The sequence below is a fragment of the Flavobacterium polysaccharolyticum genome, assembly GCF_038739875.1.
In the GTDB taxonomy this organism is placed as follows: domain Bacteria; phylum Bacteroidota; class Bacteroidia; order Flavobacteriales; family Flavobacteriaceae; genus Flavobacterium; species Flavobacterium polysaccharolyticum.
Genome location: NZ_JBCGDP010000022.1, coordinates 1 through 16,787 on the forward strand (window position 1 = coordinate 1; position 16,787 = coordinate 16,787).

General features: G+C 34.1%; 19 protein-coding genes. 10 read left to right on the top strand and 9 right to left on the bottom strand.

Annotated elements, in window-relative coordinates; translation table 11 throughout:
- Nucleotides 1-149: 149 nt before the first annotated feature.
- Nucleotides 150-1,310, bottom strand: a complete 1,161-nt coding sequence (locus WFZ86_RS17310) for a hypothetical protein (protein ID WP_342693096.1) — start codon at nt 1,308-1,310, stop codon at nt 150-152.
- Entirely contained in the window at nt 1,300-1,662 is a 363-nt protein-coding gene (locus WFZ86_RS17315) for a hypothetical protein (protein WP_315169708.1), read from the bottom strand. Before WFZ86_RS17315 ends, WFZ86_RS17310 begins: the two co-directional genes overlap by 11 nt.
- 306 nt (nt 1,663-1,968) lie before the next feature.
- Between WFZ86_RS17315 and WFZ86_RS17320 the strand changes: the two genes are divergently transcribed.
- The gene (locus tag WFZ86_RS17320; protein ID WP_342693097.1) at nt 1,969-3,153 is read left to right on the top strand and encodes a porin; all 1,185 of its coding nucleotides are present in this window, start codon (nt 1,969-1,971) and stop codon (nt 3,151-3,153) included.
- Between the two features lie 70 nt (nt 3,154-3,223).
- On the opposite strand, the gene WFZ86_RS17325 is transcribed toward WFZ86_RS17320, so the two are convergent.
- Nucleotides 3,224-3,550, bottom strand: a complete 327-nt coding sequence (locus WFZ86_RS17325) for a type II toxin-antitoxin system RelE/ParE family toxin (RefSeq protein WP_342693154.1) — start codon at nt 3,548-3,550, stop codon at nt 3,224-3,226.
- Nucleotides 3,513-3,752, bottom strand: coding sequence for a hypothetical protein (locus WFZ86_RS17330; RefSeq protein WP_342693098.1), 240 nt, complete (start codon nt 3,750-3,752; stop codon nt 3,513-3,515). The genes WFZ86_RS17325 and WFZ86_RS17330 overlap by 38 nt, the downstream gene beginning before the upstream one ends.
- A 291-nt stretch (nt 3,753-4,043) precedes the next feature.
- On the opposite strand from WFZ86_RS17330, the gene WFZ86_RS17335 reads away from it, so the two are divergent.
- From WFZ86_RS17335 to WFZ86_RS17365, 7 genes are all read left to right on the top strand, one after another.
- The gene (locus WFZ86_RS17335) at nt 4,044-6,227 is read left to right on the top strand and encodes a hypothetical protein (RefSeq protein ID WP_342693099.1); all 2,184 of its coding nucleotides are present in this window, start codon (nt 4,044-4,046) and stop codon (nt 6,225-6,227) included.
- An 11-nt stretch (nt 6,228-6,238) separates the two neighbouring features.
- A complete protein-coding gene (locus WFZ86_RS17340; protein ID WP_342693100.1) occupies nt 6,239-6,934 on the top strand; it encodes a hypothetical protein in 696 nt (231 codons plus the stop codon).
- A gap of 154 nt (nt 6,935-7,088) precedes the next feature.
- Nucleotides 7,089-7,790 (top strand): hypothetical protein, encoded by a 702-nt coding sequence (locus WFZ86_RS17345; protein WP_342693101.1) that lies wholly within the window; start codon nt 7,089-7,091, stop codon nt 7,788-7,790.
- 155 nt (nt 7,791-7,945) lie between these two features.
- Nucleotides 7,946-8,647: a hypothetical protein gene (locus WFZ86_RS17350; protein WP_342693102.1), complete on the top strand. Its 702-nt coding sequence runs from the start codon at nt 7,946-7,948 to the stop codon at nt 8,645-8,647.
- A 152-nt stretch (nt 8,648-8,799) separates the two neighbouring features.
- Nucleotides 8,800-9,495 carry a hypothetical protein gene (locus WFZ86_RS17355; protein ID WP_342693103.1) on the top strand — a complete coding sequence of 232 codons (696 nt, stop codon included), beginning with the start codon at nt 8,800-8,802 and terminating at the stop codon, nt 9,493-9,495.
- Between the two features lie 146 nt (nt 9,496-9,641).
- Nucleotides 9,642-10,346: a hypothetical protein gene (locus WFZ86_RS17360; RefSeq protein WP_342693104.1), complete on the top strand. Its 705-nt coding sequence runs from the start codon at nt 9,642-9,644 to the stop codon at nt 10,344-10,346.
- Between the two features lie 153 nt (nt 10,347-10,499).
- Entirely contained in the window at nt 10,500-11,204 is a 705-nt protein-coding gene (locus tag WFZ86_RS17365) for a hypothetical protein (protein ID WP_342693105.1), read from the top strand.
- A 234-nt stretch (nt 11,205-11,438) separates the two neighbouring features.
- Here WFZ86_RS17365 and tpiA read toward each other — a convergent pair whose 3' ends face one another.
- The 4 genes from tpiA to WFZ86_RS17385 form a co-directional block, all read right to left on the bottom strand.
- Entirely contained in the window at nt 11,439-12,191 is a 753-nt protein-coding gene (gene tpiA / locus WFZ86_RS17370; RefSeq protein ID WP_342693106.1) for a triose-phosphate isomerase, read from the bottom strand.
- Nucleotides 12,192-12,220: 29 nt separating this feature from the next.
- A complete protein-coding gene (locus WFZ86_RS17375; protein WP_342693107.1) occupies nt 12,221-12,715 on the bottom strand; it encodes a TlpA family protein disulfide reductase in 495 nt (164 codons plus the stop codon).
- Between the two features lie 297 nt (nt 12,716-13,012).
- The gene (locus WFZ86_RS17380) at nt 13,013-14,113 is read right to left on the bottom strand and encodes a BT_3928 family protein (RefSeq protein ID WP_342693108.1); all 1,101 of its coding nucleotides are present in this window, start codon (nt 14,111-14,113) and stop codon (nt 13,013-13,015) included.
- Nucleotides 14,114-14,125: 12 nt separating this feature from the next.
- Nucleotides 14,126-14,674: a DUF1599 domain-containing protein gene (locus tag WFZ86_RS17385; RefSeq protein ID WP_342693109.1), complete on the bottom strand. Its 549-nt coding sequence runs from the start codon at nt 14,672-14,674 to the stop codon at nt 14,126-14,128.
- 89 nt (nt 14,675-14,763) lie between these two features.
- Between WFZ86_RS17385 and folP the strand changes: the two genes are divergently transcribed.
- Complete coding sequence (gene folP, locus WFZ86_RS17390) at nt 14,764-15,591, top strand: dihydropteroate synthase (protein ID WP_342693110.1); 828 nt, start codon at nt 14,764-14,766, stop codon at nt 15,589-15,591.
- A 2-nt stretch (nt 15,592-15,593) separates the two neighbouring features.
- On the top strand, nt 15,594-16,229 hold the full coding sequence (locus WFZ86_RS17395; RefSeq protein WP_342693111.1) for a hypothetical protein: 636 nt from the start codon (nt 15,594-15,596) through the stop codon (nt 16,227-16,229).
- A gap of 41 nt (nt 16,230-16,270) precedes the next feature.
- Here the strand turns inward: WFZ86_RS17395 and rlmH are convergent, their stop codons facing one another.
- Nucleotides 16,271-16,744, bottom strand: coding sequence for a 23S rRNA (pseudouridine(1915)-N(3))-methyltransferase RlmH (gene rlmH, locus WFZ86_RS17400; protein ID WP_064713919.1), 474 nt, complete (start codon nt 16,742-16,744; stop codon nt 16,271-16,273).
- Nucleotides 16,745-16,787: the final 43 nt, after the last annotated feature.

A 16,787-nucleotide genomic window follows, 5' to 3' on the forward strand; every position in this document is an offset into this window, starting at 1 on the left:
CAAAACTGAGAATGGTGCTCAAATCTATGCGGTTATTCGTTCGGTAACCGACACCTGTATTAAAAACGGTCAAAACATATTGGCCGCTTTTAAAACCATCGCTATATTAAAGGCTGAATAGTTACAAATAAAGAATTGCGGCTGTTCTGTTAGTCCAATTGGTATTTGAATCCAATTTCATATACGGCTTCTTTTCGTCTGTCAAAAGGCAGTTTTCCGTTGGAGTAGCTTACATAGACTCCACTTGAAGAGGCGATAGCTGCTGTGAAATATGAAAACGAATCAAAGCTATTGTTTTTTATCGCATTCGATGCATTAATTTCTTTGAAGTATTTAAAAGAACTATTGAAGAAGAGTGTTTGTGAGGAAATCTCAGTAAGTACGGTTCTAAAACCCGCTTCGAAATGCATACGCGGGAAAGGCTTTAGATTGGGGTCACTTTTTTTTCGTAACGTATCTTTTATTGGATTTACATAATCAAAACCGAACAATAGCGTGGGAAGGGTGATACCCGAATGGAGCGTACCTTTGTATTGGGTTAATTTTCTAAATGCAGCAAAAGGATAGTCTAGAATATTGAGTTTTGATGCTAGGCTGTTTTTATTCCAAGATTTCAGAGTACCACCTAATCGCATACCTAAGGTACTTTGTTTTTTGGAAAAATCTTGATTCGATTCTAAGCCCGCATTAAAATCATATTTGAGAATCCAACTATTTTTGAGTTTGAATTTTTCGTTCATTTCACGCCATTCTGGGGCATTTAGTATGGCTTCTGAATTTTCGTAGGTGGCAAGTTTTCTGCGTAAATTAGCGTAGTAAACTAAATCATTCGGGGTAGTGGTTACGGTTACGCCTCCACCAATTCGGAAGAGATTAAAAGCCAATTTGGTGTTTAGAAAATTGTAGGGATTGACTTCTTTGTTAAAAGATACATTCCCTTTTGTCTCTAACGATATTGATTTTCCTCTTTTTATATGGCCTTTCTCAGTGATTTTTGCTCTTTCGATGTTGAGGTTGTAAGCAAATCCTAAAGCCGATTTAGTAGAATCTTTGTTTTGAAAGGTTTTTAAATCCAAATCAAAGTTATTCAACCATTTCAAATATGAGGTGTCTTTTTTTTGGATTTTTAGGGCCATAAAATCCAATAGAAGCCCCCAATTTTCGGGTTGCTTTTTTAGAGAATCAACTTTTTCTATGACTTTGTTTTCTTGCAGTAGTTTGTCTTTGGATACAACAGTTGTAAGCGATTGTGCATTTAACCCGAAATGTGAAAATACAATCAGGACAAAAAATAGTAGTTTACGATTCATTCTCGAGTTTAATTTCGTTTGTAAAAAAATAGTTTTCGTCATTTTTTTCAGCCAAGTCCTTTATCGTTTTATCTTCATCTAAAAGAATCTGAATCATATCGTTTATGGCGGTATTTCTAGATATAGAATTTTCTAGTTTGGCACCCCAACTCGAAAAAACTTTATCAATGGTATCGGCAATTAATGTTGCTTCAATTTTTAGGTTATCCTTACTTGATAACGGATTGAAAAATGTAAGCTCCGACATTTTGATGGTATCCGCAGCATTGAATTGTTTTTTTATCTGCCCTAATCGAAATAATGAAAACCAAGTGTCTACAAAAGCAGGGTTTTCTGTTGTCCATTTTGCCATAAACTATTTTTTATTTTTCGTTCAAAAACACATTTTGACAGTTTAAGAAATCTGTATTTAGTGTCCTTTCAAATGTATCAATTGCCTGTAAATACCACAAGTTTATTGAGGATATTTCTTGCATTAATTTTTATGTTTAAAGGACAGCAAAAAAGCCATTTCCTGATTTTTATCATAGAATAAAAGAAGGAATTACTTTAATTTTAGAGTTTCTTTAATACAGAAGCTTTTACAAGAAACTAAAGCAGTTCCTTCTGTATAAATTAGGTTAATTACCTCTAAAGCTTCTATCAAAATACTAAAATAATGCTTATTGAATTCAAAAAATGGATGCTAGTACCCTTGGCATTCTTCACCTCGCTTTGCTATAGCCAAAGTACTGAAACATCAGAAAATAAAATCGAAAATCAACTACCACTTTTAAATCCACCCAAAGAAACCAAGGCATCAGATAAAAAGCTTGATTTCTTAACCAAAAAAGCCAGTTATGCTGTTCTTTTTGTGGGGGATTATGCTAAAACATTCTCTTCAAATGTGGATATGAACGGCAATCACACCACAGATGATAAAGCCTCAGACAATGGTTTTTACCTTCGTTATGTTCGCTTGCAAGCAAAGTTCGAAATCAATAAAATTACGGCTCAGGTGCTGATTAATTTAGCTGATTTCAAAAGCAACCCTCAAACGCGTGTTTTAGAATTGGCTAATTTGAAATACAAAGCCAATAACTATTTGTCGATTCAAGCTGGGCAATTTCGTCCTTATTTCGGCTTAGAAGATTTGTATCCAGCCGATATTTTAAAATCCTATAATTGGTCCAATCAGTACACTCTTTTTGGGAACAATGGTTGGCAAAGTTTTCAGATAGGTGCCGCCGTTTTCGGTTCCTTATCAGATTTAAAAATCCCACTCAAGTACTATTATAGTTTTGTCAACGGAAATGGTAAAAATCAAGTCGCGGACTCCGATAATGCAAAGCATCATATGTTTCGGTTAGAATACAAGTTAGGCAAGTACCTTAATTTGGGTGGCAATGTTGGTTTTTCGCGTTGGGATGGGCAATCGGCCAAGGCATATGGTGCCGATTTGCAGTTTGAGAAAAAAATGAGTCCCACTTGGTGCTTGGCTTTCGATACAGAATATAAACGAGGCTCGAATTTGAATGCGTATACTGCTTCTAAACTTGTTCCAAAAGAATTGAACGATTATGAGATGCAAGGTATTTATGTGATTCCTTTGGTTCGAAAAATTATAGATGCAGACAAAAAAATAGGCGTAGAGTTTTCTTTTCGTTATGAATACCTCGAGAATCTGGTGAAAGCTGGCAATCCACTCCGAATTTACACACCTATGGCGAGTTATATTTTGGGAGAAGATTATATTGGAAAGTTATCGTTGGTCGGGCTTTTTGTAGATTACAACAAAAATATTCCTAATTCGGCACAATACGATTATAACCAAATTTTATTACAATATCAAATTCGTTTTTAGGTTAAATAGGATGTAATATCTCCGTGATAGAAGTCGATTATCATCGAGATAATTTGAGCCTTTGAAAAGATTATTTTAATTTTCTTTTTTTTGGGCTTTGTCGATTGGAAAAGAAAGATAAGATTTCAATTCGGTTTTCAGAAATACGATAGTACAAGGTATTTAAATGTAAAACAACAGCTCTTCGAATTTCTTTTTTCTCAACTGAGGCTTGAAAAATATATGGGTTTTGAGCGATAAGTTGTAGCGTTTTCTCTAGAGCAACTGCTAAATTTTTAAGTTCTTTTAGAGTCCACTTTTCTTGTAGATAATTTAGTGTAGCTTCTAATTCTTGAAGTGCGTTATCGGTCCATAGAATTTTATAACCACTTTTTATATAATGCTCTTGCTTCTGAATGCTCGTTTAGTTTACCTGATTCTGCATCTTCTAGACCAAGTTCTATGGATTGTTTCTCATTTTCAGAAATAGAATTCCACCAATCTGTGCTTTCTTTTTTTCTTAAATCCATTATTTTTTGAATAATAGCAGAATCTTCAATAGTTGAAAGCCACTGGATCAATTCTAATTTTTGGTTCAAAATGGCTTCGTTAGCATTCATAATTACACATTTTAGATTTCAAAGATACTAATTTAATGGTTTTTCTTTACATTTTGAATTAGGAGTCAAATTGAATTATAGTATCGTGTTTAATTAAAACATTTTCTTGGCTAGTTAAATCAAATGTCCACAAAAAGAGGCTGTCCGAAAAGGATAGCCTCTTTGTTGTTTAAACTCACATAGTATTGGTTTGTAATACATTTTTTTAAAAATCACTAAAAGTGGGTATTTTTTTACTTATTTTACTTACCTACATTTACAATCTATTAAAACTATACCTTCAATAAATTTATGAAAAACTTTAGTAAAAAGGATTGCTATCAATATCTATTGAAAGCCAAATTATTTGTTCTTACCCTATTTTTGTCATTAAGCAGCTGCGAATTCGACACAAATGATTTACATGAAAGTCAAGCTAATACAACTAATCCGTTGCCTTTTGAAACTAAGGCTATGGCACTAAAAGATGTTCCAGAGGTCGATAACTATATTAAATCAATCATTGGTGATATTTCGCAAAAAGGAAAGACCAATAAATCAAATACAATTGCACTCGATGCCACATTTGAAGTGGAAAAAATAGTAGAAACAATTGACACCCTCAACAATAAAAACTACAACCTTCGCTTTACTTTCAAAGACACTCCAGAAAATATTACTTACAATCTTATAGTCAATTTTTTGCCTAATGGCGAAAAACATGCCTTTGTGGAGAAACATACTTGTAATCCTGAGTATTATTTAGCATACAGGAACAGTAAATATGATATCAAAAATTTCAAGGGTAAAGTTGAACTGTTTTATTACACCTCCTTTTTTGGTCAACCAAAAACAGATAGTAACGCTAAAACAAGTAAAGATCCTTGCCTACCTCAATATTATCCGAACGGAGACCCAATACCGTCAGTAAGTTCATTTGTAGATGGGAGTAACCCCGATAGTTCCTCTGGTGGCTCTTCACCCTCGGGAGGATTTAGTTCCTCATATGGGAGTGCTGCATGGTCAGCTACTAGTGGGTATGGTTTATCTGTACAGGTTATAGGTGACTCATCAAGCAACTCCACTGGATCAGGTACTGGAACGGGAACAGGCACAGGTACGGGTGTTGGGACAGCAATAGGGGGTTTTATAACGACTACTGGCACAGCTATAGGCGACGCTTTACACATCGTTTGGCGATGGATAAGAAGTTTTACTTGTAACTCTTGCAGTCCTACTCAAAAAACAACTGCAGACCCATGTCCTACTATCGTCCCTGCGGGCTTTGCTACATTTATTTCTGAGCCTGAGCGACTTGCAATTATAAGGTCACAACTACCATTAACCTTACAACAATGGCAGTTTTTGCATGGTCAAGAAAGATTTATGCAATCCATCATTAGCTATCTTTCAAAAATACAATCTAACAATACGGAAGCTAAAAACTTTTTATCCTGGACTATTAGTTATCGTATGAAGAACCCTTCGGATATCCTACCTAACACCTTACTAAGTCTATTAGATAATAACAAAGTTAGTCTAGAAAATATTAAAGAATTACTTGACCTAGCTAATTTTGAAGATAGCTATGCTGAAGATAATAAAAGCTTGGAAGCAAAAGCTGCATTAAACATTGTTTTACGATTGCTCCAAACAGACAATATTTTTAACATTGACACCCCTGCTGTTGACACCTTACTACAAAATGAATTAGTAAAAATCAACCCTGGCTTTGGGACAGCTGGTTTTATGATCAGATATAATGCATTAGTGTTACAGGAAATGGTCATTATTATGACTAGTGAGTATCCTCCAGGTCATGTTTTTACCGCTTGGGACTATACAAAAATCCTTTTTAAAGCGAACTCTGAAGCGTTGCATTTAGGCTTAGATGTTATGGGGATGGCTCCTGTAATTGGCCCTATTTTTGACGTTACCCATGCCGCTTGGTATGCTTTTAGTGGTGATTATAAAAATAGTGCGCTAAGTATAACCGCTGTGGTACCCTTTGCTGGCGATTGGACCACTGTGGCAAGAATCGCTAAAAAAGTGTATAAAATAAACAATGGTGCTAATAGAGTTATCTTAAAAGCTTATAAATTAGCCGATGGAACTATAAAATTTAGCAATCGTAGTCAATTAAGAAAAGTATTAGGCATAACAAGCTTAGCCATACATGCACATCACATTATTCCTTATGGATTAGCAAATCATAAATTAGTACAACTTGCAGCCAAGTACAGCTCAAAAACCAAGAGTGCATGGCATATTAACGACATCCCAAATGGTATAGCTATGACCGCTGACTTCCATTTGAATGGTCATAAAAAATATTCAGATAAAATTTTCTTATATATGAATAACTTGTTTGACAACGCTCATGGCAATATAGAGAAGGCCTATGATGATTTAACCGCCTACACAGCACTAATTAAAGACACAATTAAAGCCAATCCAAACTTAACCTTAGGTGAAATAGCTGATTTAATACCATAAAAATCTATAAAATGAAATATTACAGACTTAGACATTCTCTCGAAAAAAAAGAATTAGGACACTACACTCAGATACAAAAAACCATTTGGGACGGTAGACCCTTTGACAAAGGGTCCTTTGCTATGCACCTATTATTTGATCCCATCCCAACACATCCAGCCATACCCACATTGGAGTTTTACAAAAGCGCAAAGACTACTTCATTGATACAAATGGTTGAGATTGGATTAACTTTGTATCTTACGATTAATGATACTTTTTTAGAATTTTTAAAACCCTATTGCAATGGTTCCTTTCATACTTGGAAGATAAAAGCAACGAAAAAAGAAGTCGATTATACGTATTACATCTTCTACCTAGATGAATACAAAAGCGATTTTATAAACTATGAAAAATCCATTTTTAAATTATTTGAAAGCCTAGGCGCATTTCAGTACAAAGATTTAGATCAAGAAATTAAAATCACTTCTGATGTAGATTATTTGGATAAACGAAGAAATTACGGTTTTTTTGAGTTACAACCAGTAAAAATTGTGTTAAACACAAGCAAGTTAGAAATTGATTTTTTCAGGTGTGCACATAATGGCATGACGGGTTATTATGTCTCGGAGCGTTTAAAACAGGCGATCCTAGACAATGGTTTTACTGGAATGCGCTTTGAAGAAATTGAGGAAATACAAAATCGAGTACTCATTGAGTATGTGTGAAATTTTTACTTGATTTTATAAAAAACTAGAACGAGACTGTTTAAAACGACAGTCTCGTTCTTTGGTTAAACTAAAAATCAAAGCTACAATTGAAGCCAACCCTAATCTAACACTAGGTGAAATCGCTAATCTAATTCCTTAAAACAGATAAAAAATGAAATATTACCGAATATCTTATTGTATCGACAAAAAAATAATTGGACATAATCCCCAAATACAAAAAACGACTTGGGACGGCAGACCCTATGATGATGGTGCCTTTGGTACTCAAGGATTGTTTAATCCTATTCATAACAATCCAGCCATACCCACATTAGAGTTTTACAAAAGCGCAAAAACCACTTCATTAATACAAATGGTTGAGATTGGGATTGATGAATACCTGATTATTAACGAATCATTTTTAGAATTTTTAAAGCCCTATTGCAATAGCCCTTTTCAGACTTGGAAGATAAAAGCAACCCACAAAGAGGTCGATTATACATATAACATATTCTACCTCAATGAATACAAAAGTGATTTTATTAATTATGAAAAATCAACTTTTGAGTTGTTTGAAGAAAAGTACTCTACTATTTCTTTAAATCAAGAAGTTAAAGTAACCTCCGATGTGGATAATTTAAACAAACGTATAAAATATAACGGATTAAATGGTATTCCTCACATGCAACCCACAAAAATTGTTTTAAATACAAAAAATCAAGAAGTCGATTTTTTTAGGTGTGCACATAACGGCATGGCGGGTTATTATGTCTCGGAGCTGTTAAAACAGGCGATCCTAGAAAATGGATTCACCGGAATCCGGTTTGAAGAAATTGAGGAAATACAAAATCGAGTTGTCATTGAATATGTGTAAGAATTGTACTTGATTTTATAAAAAAAACTAGAACGAGGCTATTTAAAAGTACAGCCTCGTTCTTTGGTTATGCTAAAAATCAAAGCCTTAATTGAAGCCAATCCTAACTTATCCTTAGGCGAAATAGCTGATTTAATACCATAAAAATCTATAAAATGAAATATTACAGACTTAGACATTCGCTCGAAAAAAAAGAATTAGGACACTACACTCAGATACAAAAAACCATTTGGGACGGTAGACCCTTTGACAAAGGGTCCTTTGCTATGCACCTATTATTTGATCCCATCCCAACACATCCAGCCATACCCACATTGGAGTTTTACAAAAGCGCAAAGACTACTTCATTGATACAAATGGTTGAGATTGGAATTAGTAAATACCTTATCATTAATGAGTTCTTTTTAGAGTTTATTAAGCCTTACTGTAATGGTGCTTTTCATACTTGGAAGATAAAAGCAAGCAAAAAAGAGATTGATTATACGTATTACATCTTCTACCTAGATGAATACAAAAGTGATTTTGTTAATTATGAAAAATCAACTTTTGAGTTGTTTGAAAAAAACTACTCTACTATTTCTTTAAACCAAGAAATTAAAGTAACCTCTGATGTGGATTATTTAGATAAATGTAGAGAGTTTATTGGTCTATATGGTATTCCTTCTATACAGCCTACAAAAATTGTTTTAAATACATGCAATCAAAAAGTTGATTTTTTCAGGTGTGCAAATAATGACATGGCGGGTTACTATGTCTCAGAGCGATTAAAACAGGCGATCCTAGACAATGGTTTTACTGGAATGCGGTTTGAAGAAATTGAGGAAATACAAAATCGAGTGCTCATTGAGTATGTGTAAAATTTTTACTTGATTTTATAAAAAACTAGAACGAGACTGTTTAAAACGACAGTCTCGTTCTTTGGTTAAACTAAAAATCAAAGCCACAATTAAAGCTAACCCTAACTTAACTCTGGGCGAAATAGCCGATTTAATCCCTTAAAATCTATAAAATGAAATATTACCGTTTAAGAAACTCGATAGAGAATAAAGAAATCGGTCATTATCACCAAGTGCAAAAAACAACTTGGGACGGCAGACCCTATGATGATGGTGCCTTTGGCACTCAAGGATTGTTTAATCCTATTCATAGCAATCCAGCCATACCAACATTAGAGTTTTACAAAAGCACAAAGACCACTTCATTAATACATATGGTTGAGATTCCAATTCAACATTACCTAATCATTAACGAACCGTTTTTAGCATTTTTAAAGCCCTATTGCAATGGCCCTTTTCAGACTTGGAAAATAAAAGCAACAAAAAAAGAAGTTGATTACACGTATTACATTTTCTACTTAGATGAATACAAAAGTGATTTTATTAATTATGATAAATCCATTTTTAAATTATTTGAACTTATAGATGGACATGAATTCAAAGAATTGAATCAAGAGATTAAAATTACCTCCGATATAGATTATCTAGATAAGTGCAGAAATTACGGTTTTGGTGAACTTCAACCTACAAAAATTGTATTGAACACAAGCAATCAAGAGATCGATTTTTTCAGGTGTGCACATAACGGCATGGCGGGTTATTATGTCTCGGAGCGGTTAAAACAGGCGATCCTAGACAATAGTTTTACTGGAATGCGCTTTGAAGAAATTGAGGAAATACAAAATCGAGTACTCATTGAGTATGTGTAAAAATTGTCCTTGATTTTAAAAAAATCTAGAACGAGGCTATTTAAAAGTACAGCCTCGTTCTTTGGTTAAACTAAAAATCAAAGCCATAATTAAAGCTAACCCTAACTTAACTCTAGGCGAAATAGCCGATTTAATCCCTTAAGATTATGAAGTTTTTTAAATTAGATTATTCATTAGATAAAAAGATCATTGGTAGAGCAGAAGGTGAGAAAAGTTGTCTTTTTGATGGATACCGGTTTAGTGAAGATTCCTTTTCAAATCAAGGACTTTTTGGGCCAGTTGTAGGAAATCCAGCTTTGCCAATGCCCATCATGCATAAAAGTGTCAAAATGACCGATTTTATTGGTTTAGTTGCTATGTTACCAAAATATTTAATAATTACAAAAAAGTTTTTAGAGTTTTTAATTCCTCATTTTAATACTAGCTATCAAACTTGGAAGATTGGTATAAAAAAAGGAGACATTAATTATGAATACTACATATTACATCTAGATTATCCTAAAAGTGATTTTATCAACTATGACAAATCCACGTTTAAATTATTTGAAGATTTAGGTGCGTTTCAGTACAAAGATTTAGATAAAGAGATTAAAATTACCTCCGATTTGGACTTCTTGGATAAATGCAGAGAATTTCTTGGTTTATATGGTATTCCTGAACTACTACCTACAAAAATTGTATTAAACACAAGCAAGTTAGAAGTTGATTTTTTTAGGTGTGCACATAATGGCATGGTGGGTTATTATGTCTCGGAGCGATTAAAACAGGCTATCTTAGACAATGGTTTCACTGGAATGCGGTTTGAAGAAATTGAGGAAATACAAAATCGAGTACTCATTGAGTATGTGTAAAAATTGTCCTTGATTTTAAAAAAAACTAGAACGAGACTGTTTAAAACGACAGTCTCGTTCTTTGGTTAAACTAAAAATCAAAGCCACAATTGAAGCCAACCCTAACTTAACCTTAGGCGAAATAGCCAATCTAATTCCTTAAAAATAACGAAAATGAAATATTACAGACTAAGACATTCGCTTGAAAAAAAAGAAATTGGAAATTACCCACAAGACAAAAACATTAAATGGATTGGGCAAGCCTATACAGAAAACGCATTTGGTAACAATTTATTAAATCCTATACACAATAATCCAGCTTTACCAATAGTTGAACTCTACAAAAGTGCCAAATGTACTTCGCTTATTCATTTAGGACCAATAACAATAACAGAATACCTAATCCTTGATGAGTTATTTTTAGCATTTTTAAAGCCCTTTTGCAATAGCCCTTTTCAGACTTGGAAGATAAAAGCAACGAAAAAAGAAGTCGATTACACGTATTACATTTTCTATCTAGATCAATACAAAAGTGATTTTATAAACTATGAAAAATCTATTTTTAAATTATTTGAAAGCCTAGGTGCGTTTCAGTACAAAGATTTAGATAAAGAGATTAAAATTACCTCCGATTTGGACTTCTTGGATAAATGCAGAGAATTTCTTGGTTTATATGGTATGCCAAAACTACTACCTGTAAAAATTGCATTGAACACAAGCAATCAAGAGATCGATTTTTTTAGGTGTGCACATAACGGCATGGCGGGTTATTATGTCTCGGAGCGATTAAAAGAGGCTATCCTAGACAATGGTTTTACTGGAATGCGCTTTGAAGAAATTGAGGAAATACAAAATCGAGTGCTCATTGAGTATGTGTAAAAATTGTCCTTGATTTTATAAAAAAAAACTAGAACGAGGCTGTCCTTACTTTTCGGACAGCCTCTTTATTCTTTCAAAGATATTTTTTTTTTCGTTAGCATTACTTTCTTTCCGATTCCAGTTGCATACATTTTCTTTTGCTAAAGGCATAAAAAAACCTGACTCGTTTATTAGTCAGGTTATATTCAATGGTATTAGTTTGAACCATTTTGGTTTTACTAATTAATAATTTGATTAGATAGCAGTAACAATAGCTAAGAAATCAGTAGCGTTCAAGGCAGCTCCACCAATTAGACCTCCGTCTACATCTGGTTTAGAGAAAATTTCTTTAGCGTTGTCTGGTTTTACACTTCCACCGTATAAGATAGTAAGGTCTTCTGCAATATCGCTTCCGAAGGCTTTACGAACGGTTTCTCTAATGAATTCGTGCATTTCTTGTGCTTGCTCTGGTGAAGCAGTTTCTCCCGTTCCGATAGCCCAAACTGGCTCGTAAGCTAAAACTACTTTTTCCCAATCAGCAGCTGTAATATGGAATAAACCATCTTTCAATTGGTTTTCTACAATGTTGAAGTGATTTCCAGATTGGCGATCTTTTAATTCTTCACCAAAACAGAAAATTACGGTCATATCGTGTTCTAATGCCGTATCAACTTTTGAAGCAATCAAACCATCTGTTTCGTGGAAAATAGCTCTACGCTCAGAATGTCCTAAGATAACATAGTTTACACCTACGCTTTTGATCATATCAGCAGAAATTTCACCTGTAAAAGCGCCACTTTCCGCTTGGTGAAGGTTTTGTGCTGCAACTTCAATAGCGCTTCCTTCTAATTTGGTTACCGCAGCTGCTAAGTTTATAAAAGTTGGTGCTACAATTACTTCTACAGTAGTTTCAGTAGGTATTTTTGCTAATAAGTCAGTCAATAATTCTTGGGTTTGTGCTGCATTTTTATGCATTTTCCAGTTTCCTGCCACAATCTTCTTTCTCATTTTTTTTTGTATTTAAAGGTTGTATTATTTTATTTTAAACTTTTTAATGTTTCGTCGATGGCTGCAAAATCGGTTTCAATAGCACGGTAACGCACGATTTTCCCTTTTTTATCGATAATGATGTAACGTGGAATCCAATCTAGGTCGATGGCTTTTCCAAAAACACCTTTCATTTGGTCATTGGCCATATAATGATCGCCTTTGATTTCGTGTTTCTCAATACCCGCTTTCCATTTGTCAGCGGTTTTATCCATAGAGATGAATACATAGTCTACCTTTGGATGATTGGCTTGTAATTCTTTTAATTTAGGCATTGCTTTTACACAATCACTACACCAAGAGGCCCAAACTTCAATGACTATTGTTTTGCCTTTATGTTTTTTTAAAACATCTTTAAATGCTACTTGACTGTCATTGGCTGCTAATAATTTTTCATTTAAAGCCAGTGACGAAAATGCTGTTTTTTGAGCTTGAGTGCACGAAAAACTAGCAAAAGCAATAAAAAGAGCGATTATTTTTTTCATATTGTTGGTTTTTTCATTGTCTACAAATTTAAAGAAACTATTTCATCTAAGCATTGCTTGGATTGTTAGTTTAGTTGTTATTTTGTTAAAAAAATAGAACAATAACGTTATCGTTAATAAAATAGGGGATTTGTCGTAAAATGAGAGCGTTCCTTAGCAATTCACTGTAATTGATACTACAGCTCGAATAAGTAAAATTATTTTGATACTTTTTTAAAAGGAAAAAGTTATGATATAAAAAAGAGTGCCTTCCGTTTTATCGAGGACACTCTTTTTTGTTGTTTGAGGTTAAAGGAATTATAGTTTTAAATCCTCAATATCGTTGTAATGTACTTTTTGTTTGACTACTGCTTTCGAGATAATCACGACACTAGGATTGGCTCTTTCAATAGTTTTGAGAGCAATGGCATCACAGAAATAAAAATCGAAAGTCAGGCCAAATTGTTTTTTTGCTGCCTCAATTTGCTCTGGAGAAGAAGCGGTCATTCCGATTACTTTATAGCCTTTAATCAAAGCTTTTTTATGCAAAGCTTCCAGTTTAGCCATTCCTTCGGCACTGGATTTATTCAAATCATAAGCAACGATCACCATTAATTGTTCATGTCTTAAAAAACGATCTTTGTAATCCTGTCCATCTTTTTCCATGGTGAAATCATGAATTGGCGGGATGTAACCTTCTTTAATCACTTTGTCAATTCGATCGACAAATGTGGCGCCTGCTGGAATGTTCATTAACTCTTTTTCGGTATATTCTTTCTGAACACCATTTACTTTGTAGATGAAAACCATTTCTACTTCGCTTTTTGGAGCATTATCTGGAATCATCATCCCATCATAGATGTTGTTTCCTACTTTAAATGGTCTAAAGTCTTTGATAGGTAAATGGTTCAAGACCCAATATCCCATAAAACAACAAAGTACAAGGGCAATAACGACAAGAAGATTTTGTGTTTTTAATCCAAATAAAGGTTGTATTAATCTTTGATTGAAGTATAATATTAAAATAAAGAATAATAAAACAACATCCTTTGTAAAGGATTGCCAAGGCGTTAATTTTAATGCATCGCCAAAACAACCACAATCTTTAACCACATCAAAATAAGCGGAATAAAAAGTCAAAAAGGTAAATAAAACAATCAGGATTAGTAAACTCCAAATGGTGAATTTGGTCTTGTAGCCAATTAATAATAGGACTCCCAAAACTACTTCAAGTATTACCAAAAATAAGGCAATGGCTAAAGCAAATGGCTCGAAAAAAGGGATATTGAAAACGGCTTGACTAAAATATTCAGCTAGTTTGTAGGAGAAACCAACGGGGTCGTTGAGTTTTATTAATCCAGAAATAATAAATAAAATTCCAACGAAAAGTCGGGAGAATTGGGTAAGAATGTTTTTCATAGTAAGGATAATTTATTTTTTCAAATGAAATTGCATTAAGATTAGCGCAAAAACAGCATAGTTTATCATGTCTTGATAATTAGCATCAATGCCTTCAGAAACTAATGTTTTGCCTTTATTGTCTTCAATTTGTTTCACTCGGAGTAGTTTTTGTAAAATTAAATCGGTAAGCGAACTCACTCGCATTTCTCGCCAAGCTTCGCCATAATCGTGATTTTTGGCTTCCATTAAAGTTTTGGTAAGTTCAATTTTACTATCGTACCAAGTGGTTGCAGCAGTTAGATCTAAGTCGGGTTGATCAACTACTCCCAATTCAAGCTGAATTAACGCCATAATCGAATAATTGATAATACCAATGAATTCACCAGTTTCGTCTTCGTCTACTTTTCGGATGTCGTTTTCTTGTAAACTGCGAATGCGTTGTGCTTTGATAAATATTTGGTCGGTCAGCGAAGGTAATCTTAGTATGCGCCAGGCACTACTGTAATCTTTCATTTTGTTGATGAATAATTGCCGACAGATGGCTATCACCGCATCGTATTCTTGTGAAGTATTCTTCATTATTGGTGTATATTTGTATTCAGATTGCTCCAAAAATAAGCTATTTTTTTGGAATCGTTTACCAAATTTATACAACAATCAATAAAATCATGACAATCAACTGCAACGGACAATTAATAGATGTATCGATACCCAAAGTGATGGGAATTTTGAATGTGACACCCGACTCTTTTTTTGACGGAGGTCGCTATACCAATGATCGCGAAGTTTTACTTAGAGTAGAACAAATGCTTACCGATGGCGCTACTTTTATTGATGTGGGAGGCTATTCGAGTAAGCCCAATGCTGCGGCAGTTTCTGTTCAAGAAGAAAAGGCTAGAACGATACCTGTGGTGGCTTCGATAGTGCAACATTTTCCAGAAGCTATAGTGTCTATTGATACGTTTAGAAGCGATGTGGCTCAGTTATGTTTGGACCAAGGTGCGGCTATAGTTAACGACATTTCGGCTGGACTTTTGGATCCGTTGATGTTTAAAATTGTAGCCAACTACCAAGTACCTTACATCATGATGCACATGAAGGGAACACCACAATCAATGAGTACACTCACGCAATATGATGATTTGGTCAAAGAAATATTGTTGTACTTTTCGGAACGAATAGCTGCCGCACGAAGCTTGGGAATATCAGATTTGATTGTAGATCCAGGCTTTGGTTTTGCTAAGACCATCGATCAGAATTTTGAATTGTTGCGTCATTTGGACCTTTTTAAATCATTGGAATTGCCATTTTTAGTAGGAGTTTCCAGAAAATCAATGATTCACAAGACACTACAAATTAGCCCCGAAGAAGCCTTAAACGGCACCACCGTTTTGAATACTCTCGCCTTAGAAAAAGGAGCTACAATTTTGAGAGTTCACGATGTAAAAGAAGCAGTAGAAACCATCAAATTATGGGAAAAAGTATCAATACAATAAGAATGAAGAAATCAGTTGTTGTAAGTGTTTTGGTTTTATTTCTGGTAGCTTGCGAAGGGAAAAAAGAAGTTCAATTGCCTAAGTCGAATCAATCTTTGTTAACTACCATCGGCGAACATTCACCCGTTTATATTTTCTTTGCCTTAAAGGGAAAAGACACTATTGCAGATTTGAATAGGAGCAATACCATTAGTTCGACCCATTGGGTGTTTAACATCGATAAACGATTGCCTCTGCGTTTAGTTATACCACAAGTGGTGAAAATGCAAACCAAAAAAGAGAAGAGTATGCACAAAAGTGAAACCTCCGAAAACTATTTTTCGTATGCTGATAGTCTTCACAAAAATTTGGCTTTTGTTTCGTTTACGAATGTGACCTATAAAATGGAGAAACCGAAGCTCGCAATTTTGATTCTTTTTACCCAAAACAATAGCGTTATTATAGATGATAAAGAATTAGACAAAGTTGCCTTACAAGACTATTTGAATCAGTTGCCAAGCGATAAGCCTAGAACGCTGTATTTTGGTTTTGCCAAAGAAAGTAGTTTTGGTTCTTACTTACAAGCTCAAATCTTTATAAGTGGCTTGCAGTTTGTGGGATTTGATGTCAATTCACCTCGACAAGAATTCATTTTTTAACGACAATTATAGGAATCAATAAAACGCTTTCTTTTTAGTGTTTATTGATGATGATAAGGTTCGTTGCGCAAAATGGTAAATCCACGATACAATTGTTCAATAAAGAATAAACGCACCATTTGATGGGAAAAGGTCATTAACGAAAGTGAAATTTTGCCTTGCGCTTTGGCGTAAACCGTATCCGAAAAACCATAAGGACCACCAATTACAAAAACTAAGGTTTTGATTCCTGAGTTCATTTTTTTCTGCAATTCGGTTGAGAAACCCACACTAGAGAAGGTTTTGCCGTTTTCGTCCAGTAAAATTAATTGATCGGTAGGTGTAATCTTTGATAGAATCAACTCGCCTTCTTTTTCTTTTTGCTGACTTTCAGACAAGTTTTTTACATTCTTGATATCAGGAATAATTTCCAATTCAAATTTGATGTAAAACGACAATCGTTTGGTATAATCATCGATTAAGGTTTGTAGTGCTTTATTGTCGGTTTTGCCAATGGCGATCAATTTGATATTCATAGGGTACAGCTAAACAAAACGCAAAAGTACCGCAATTGATTGA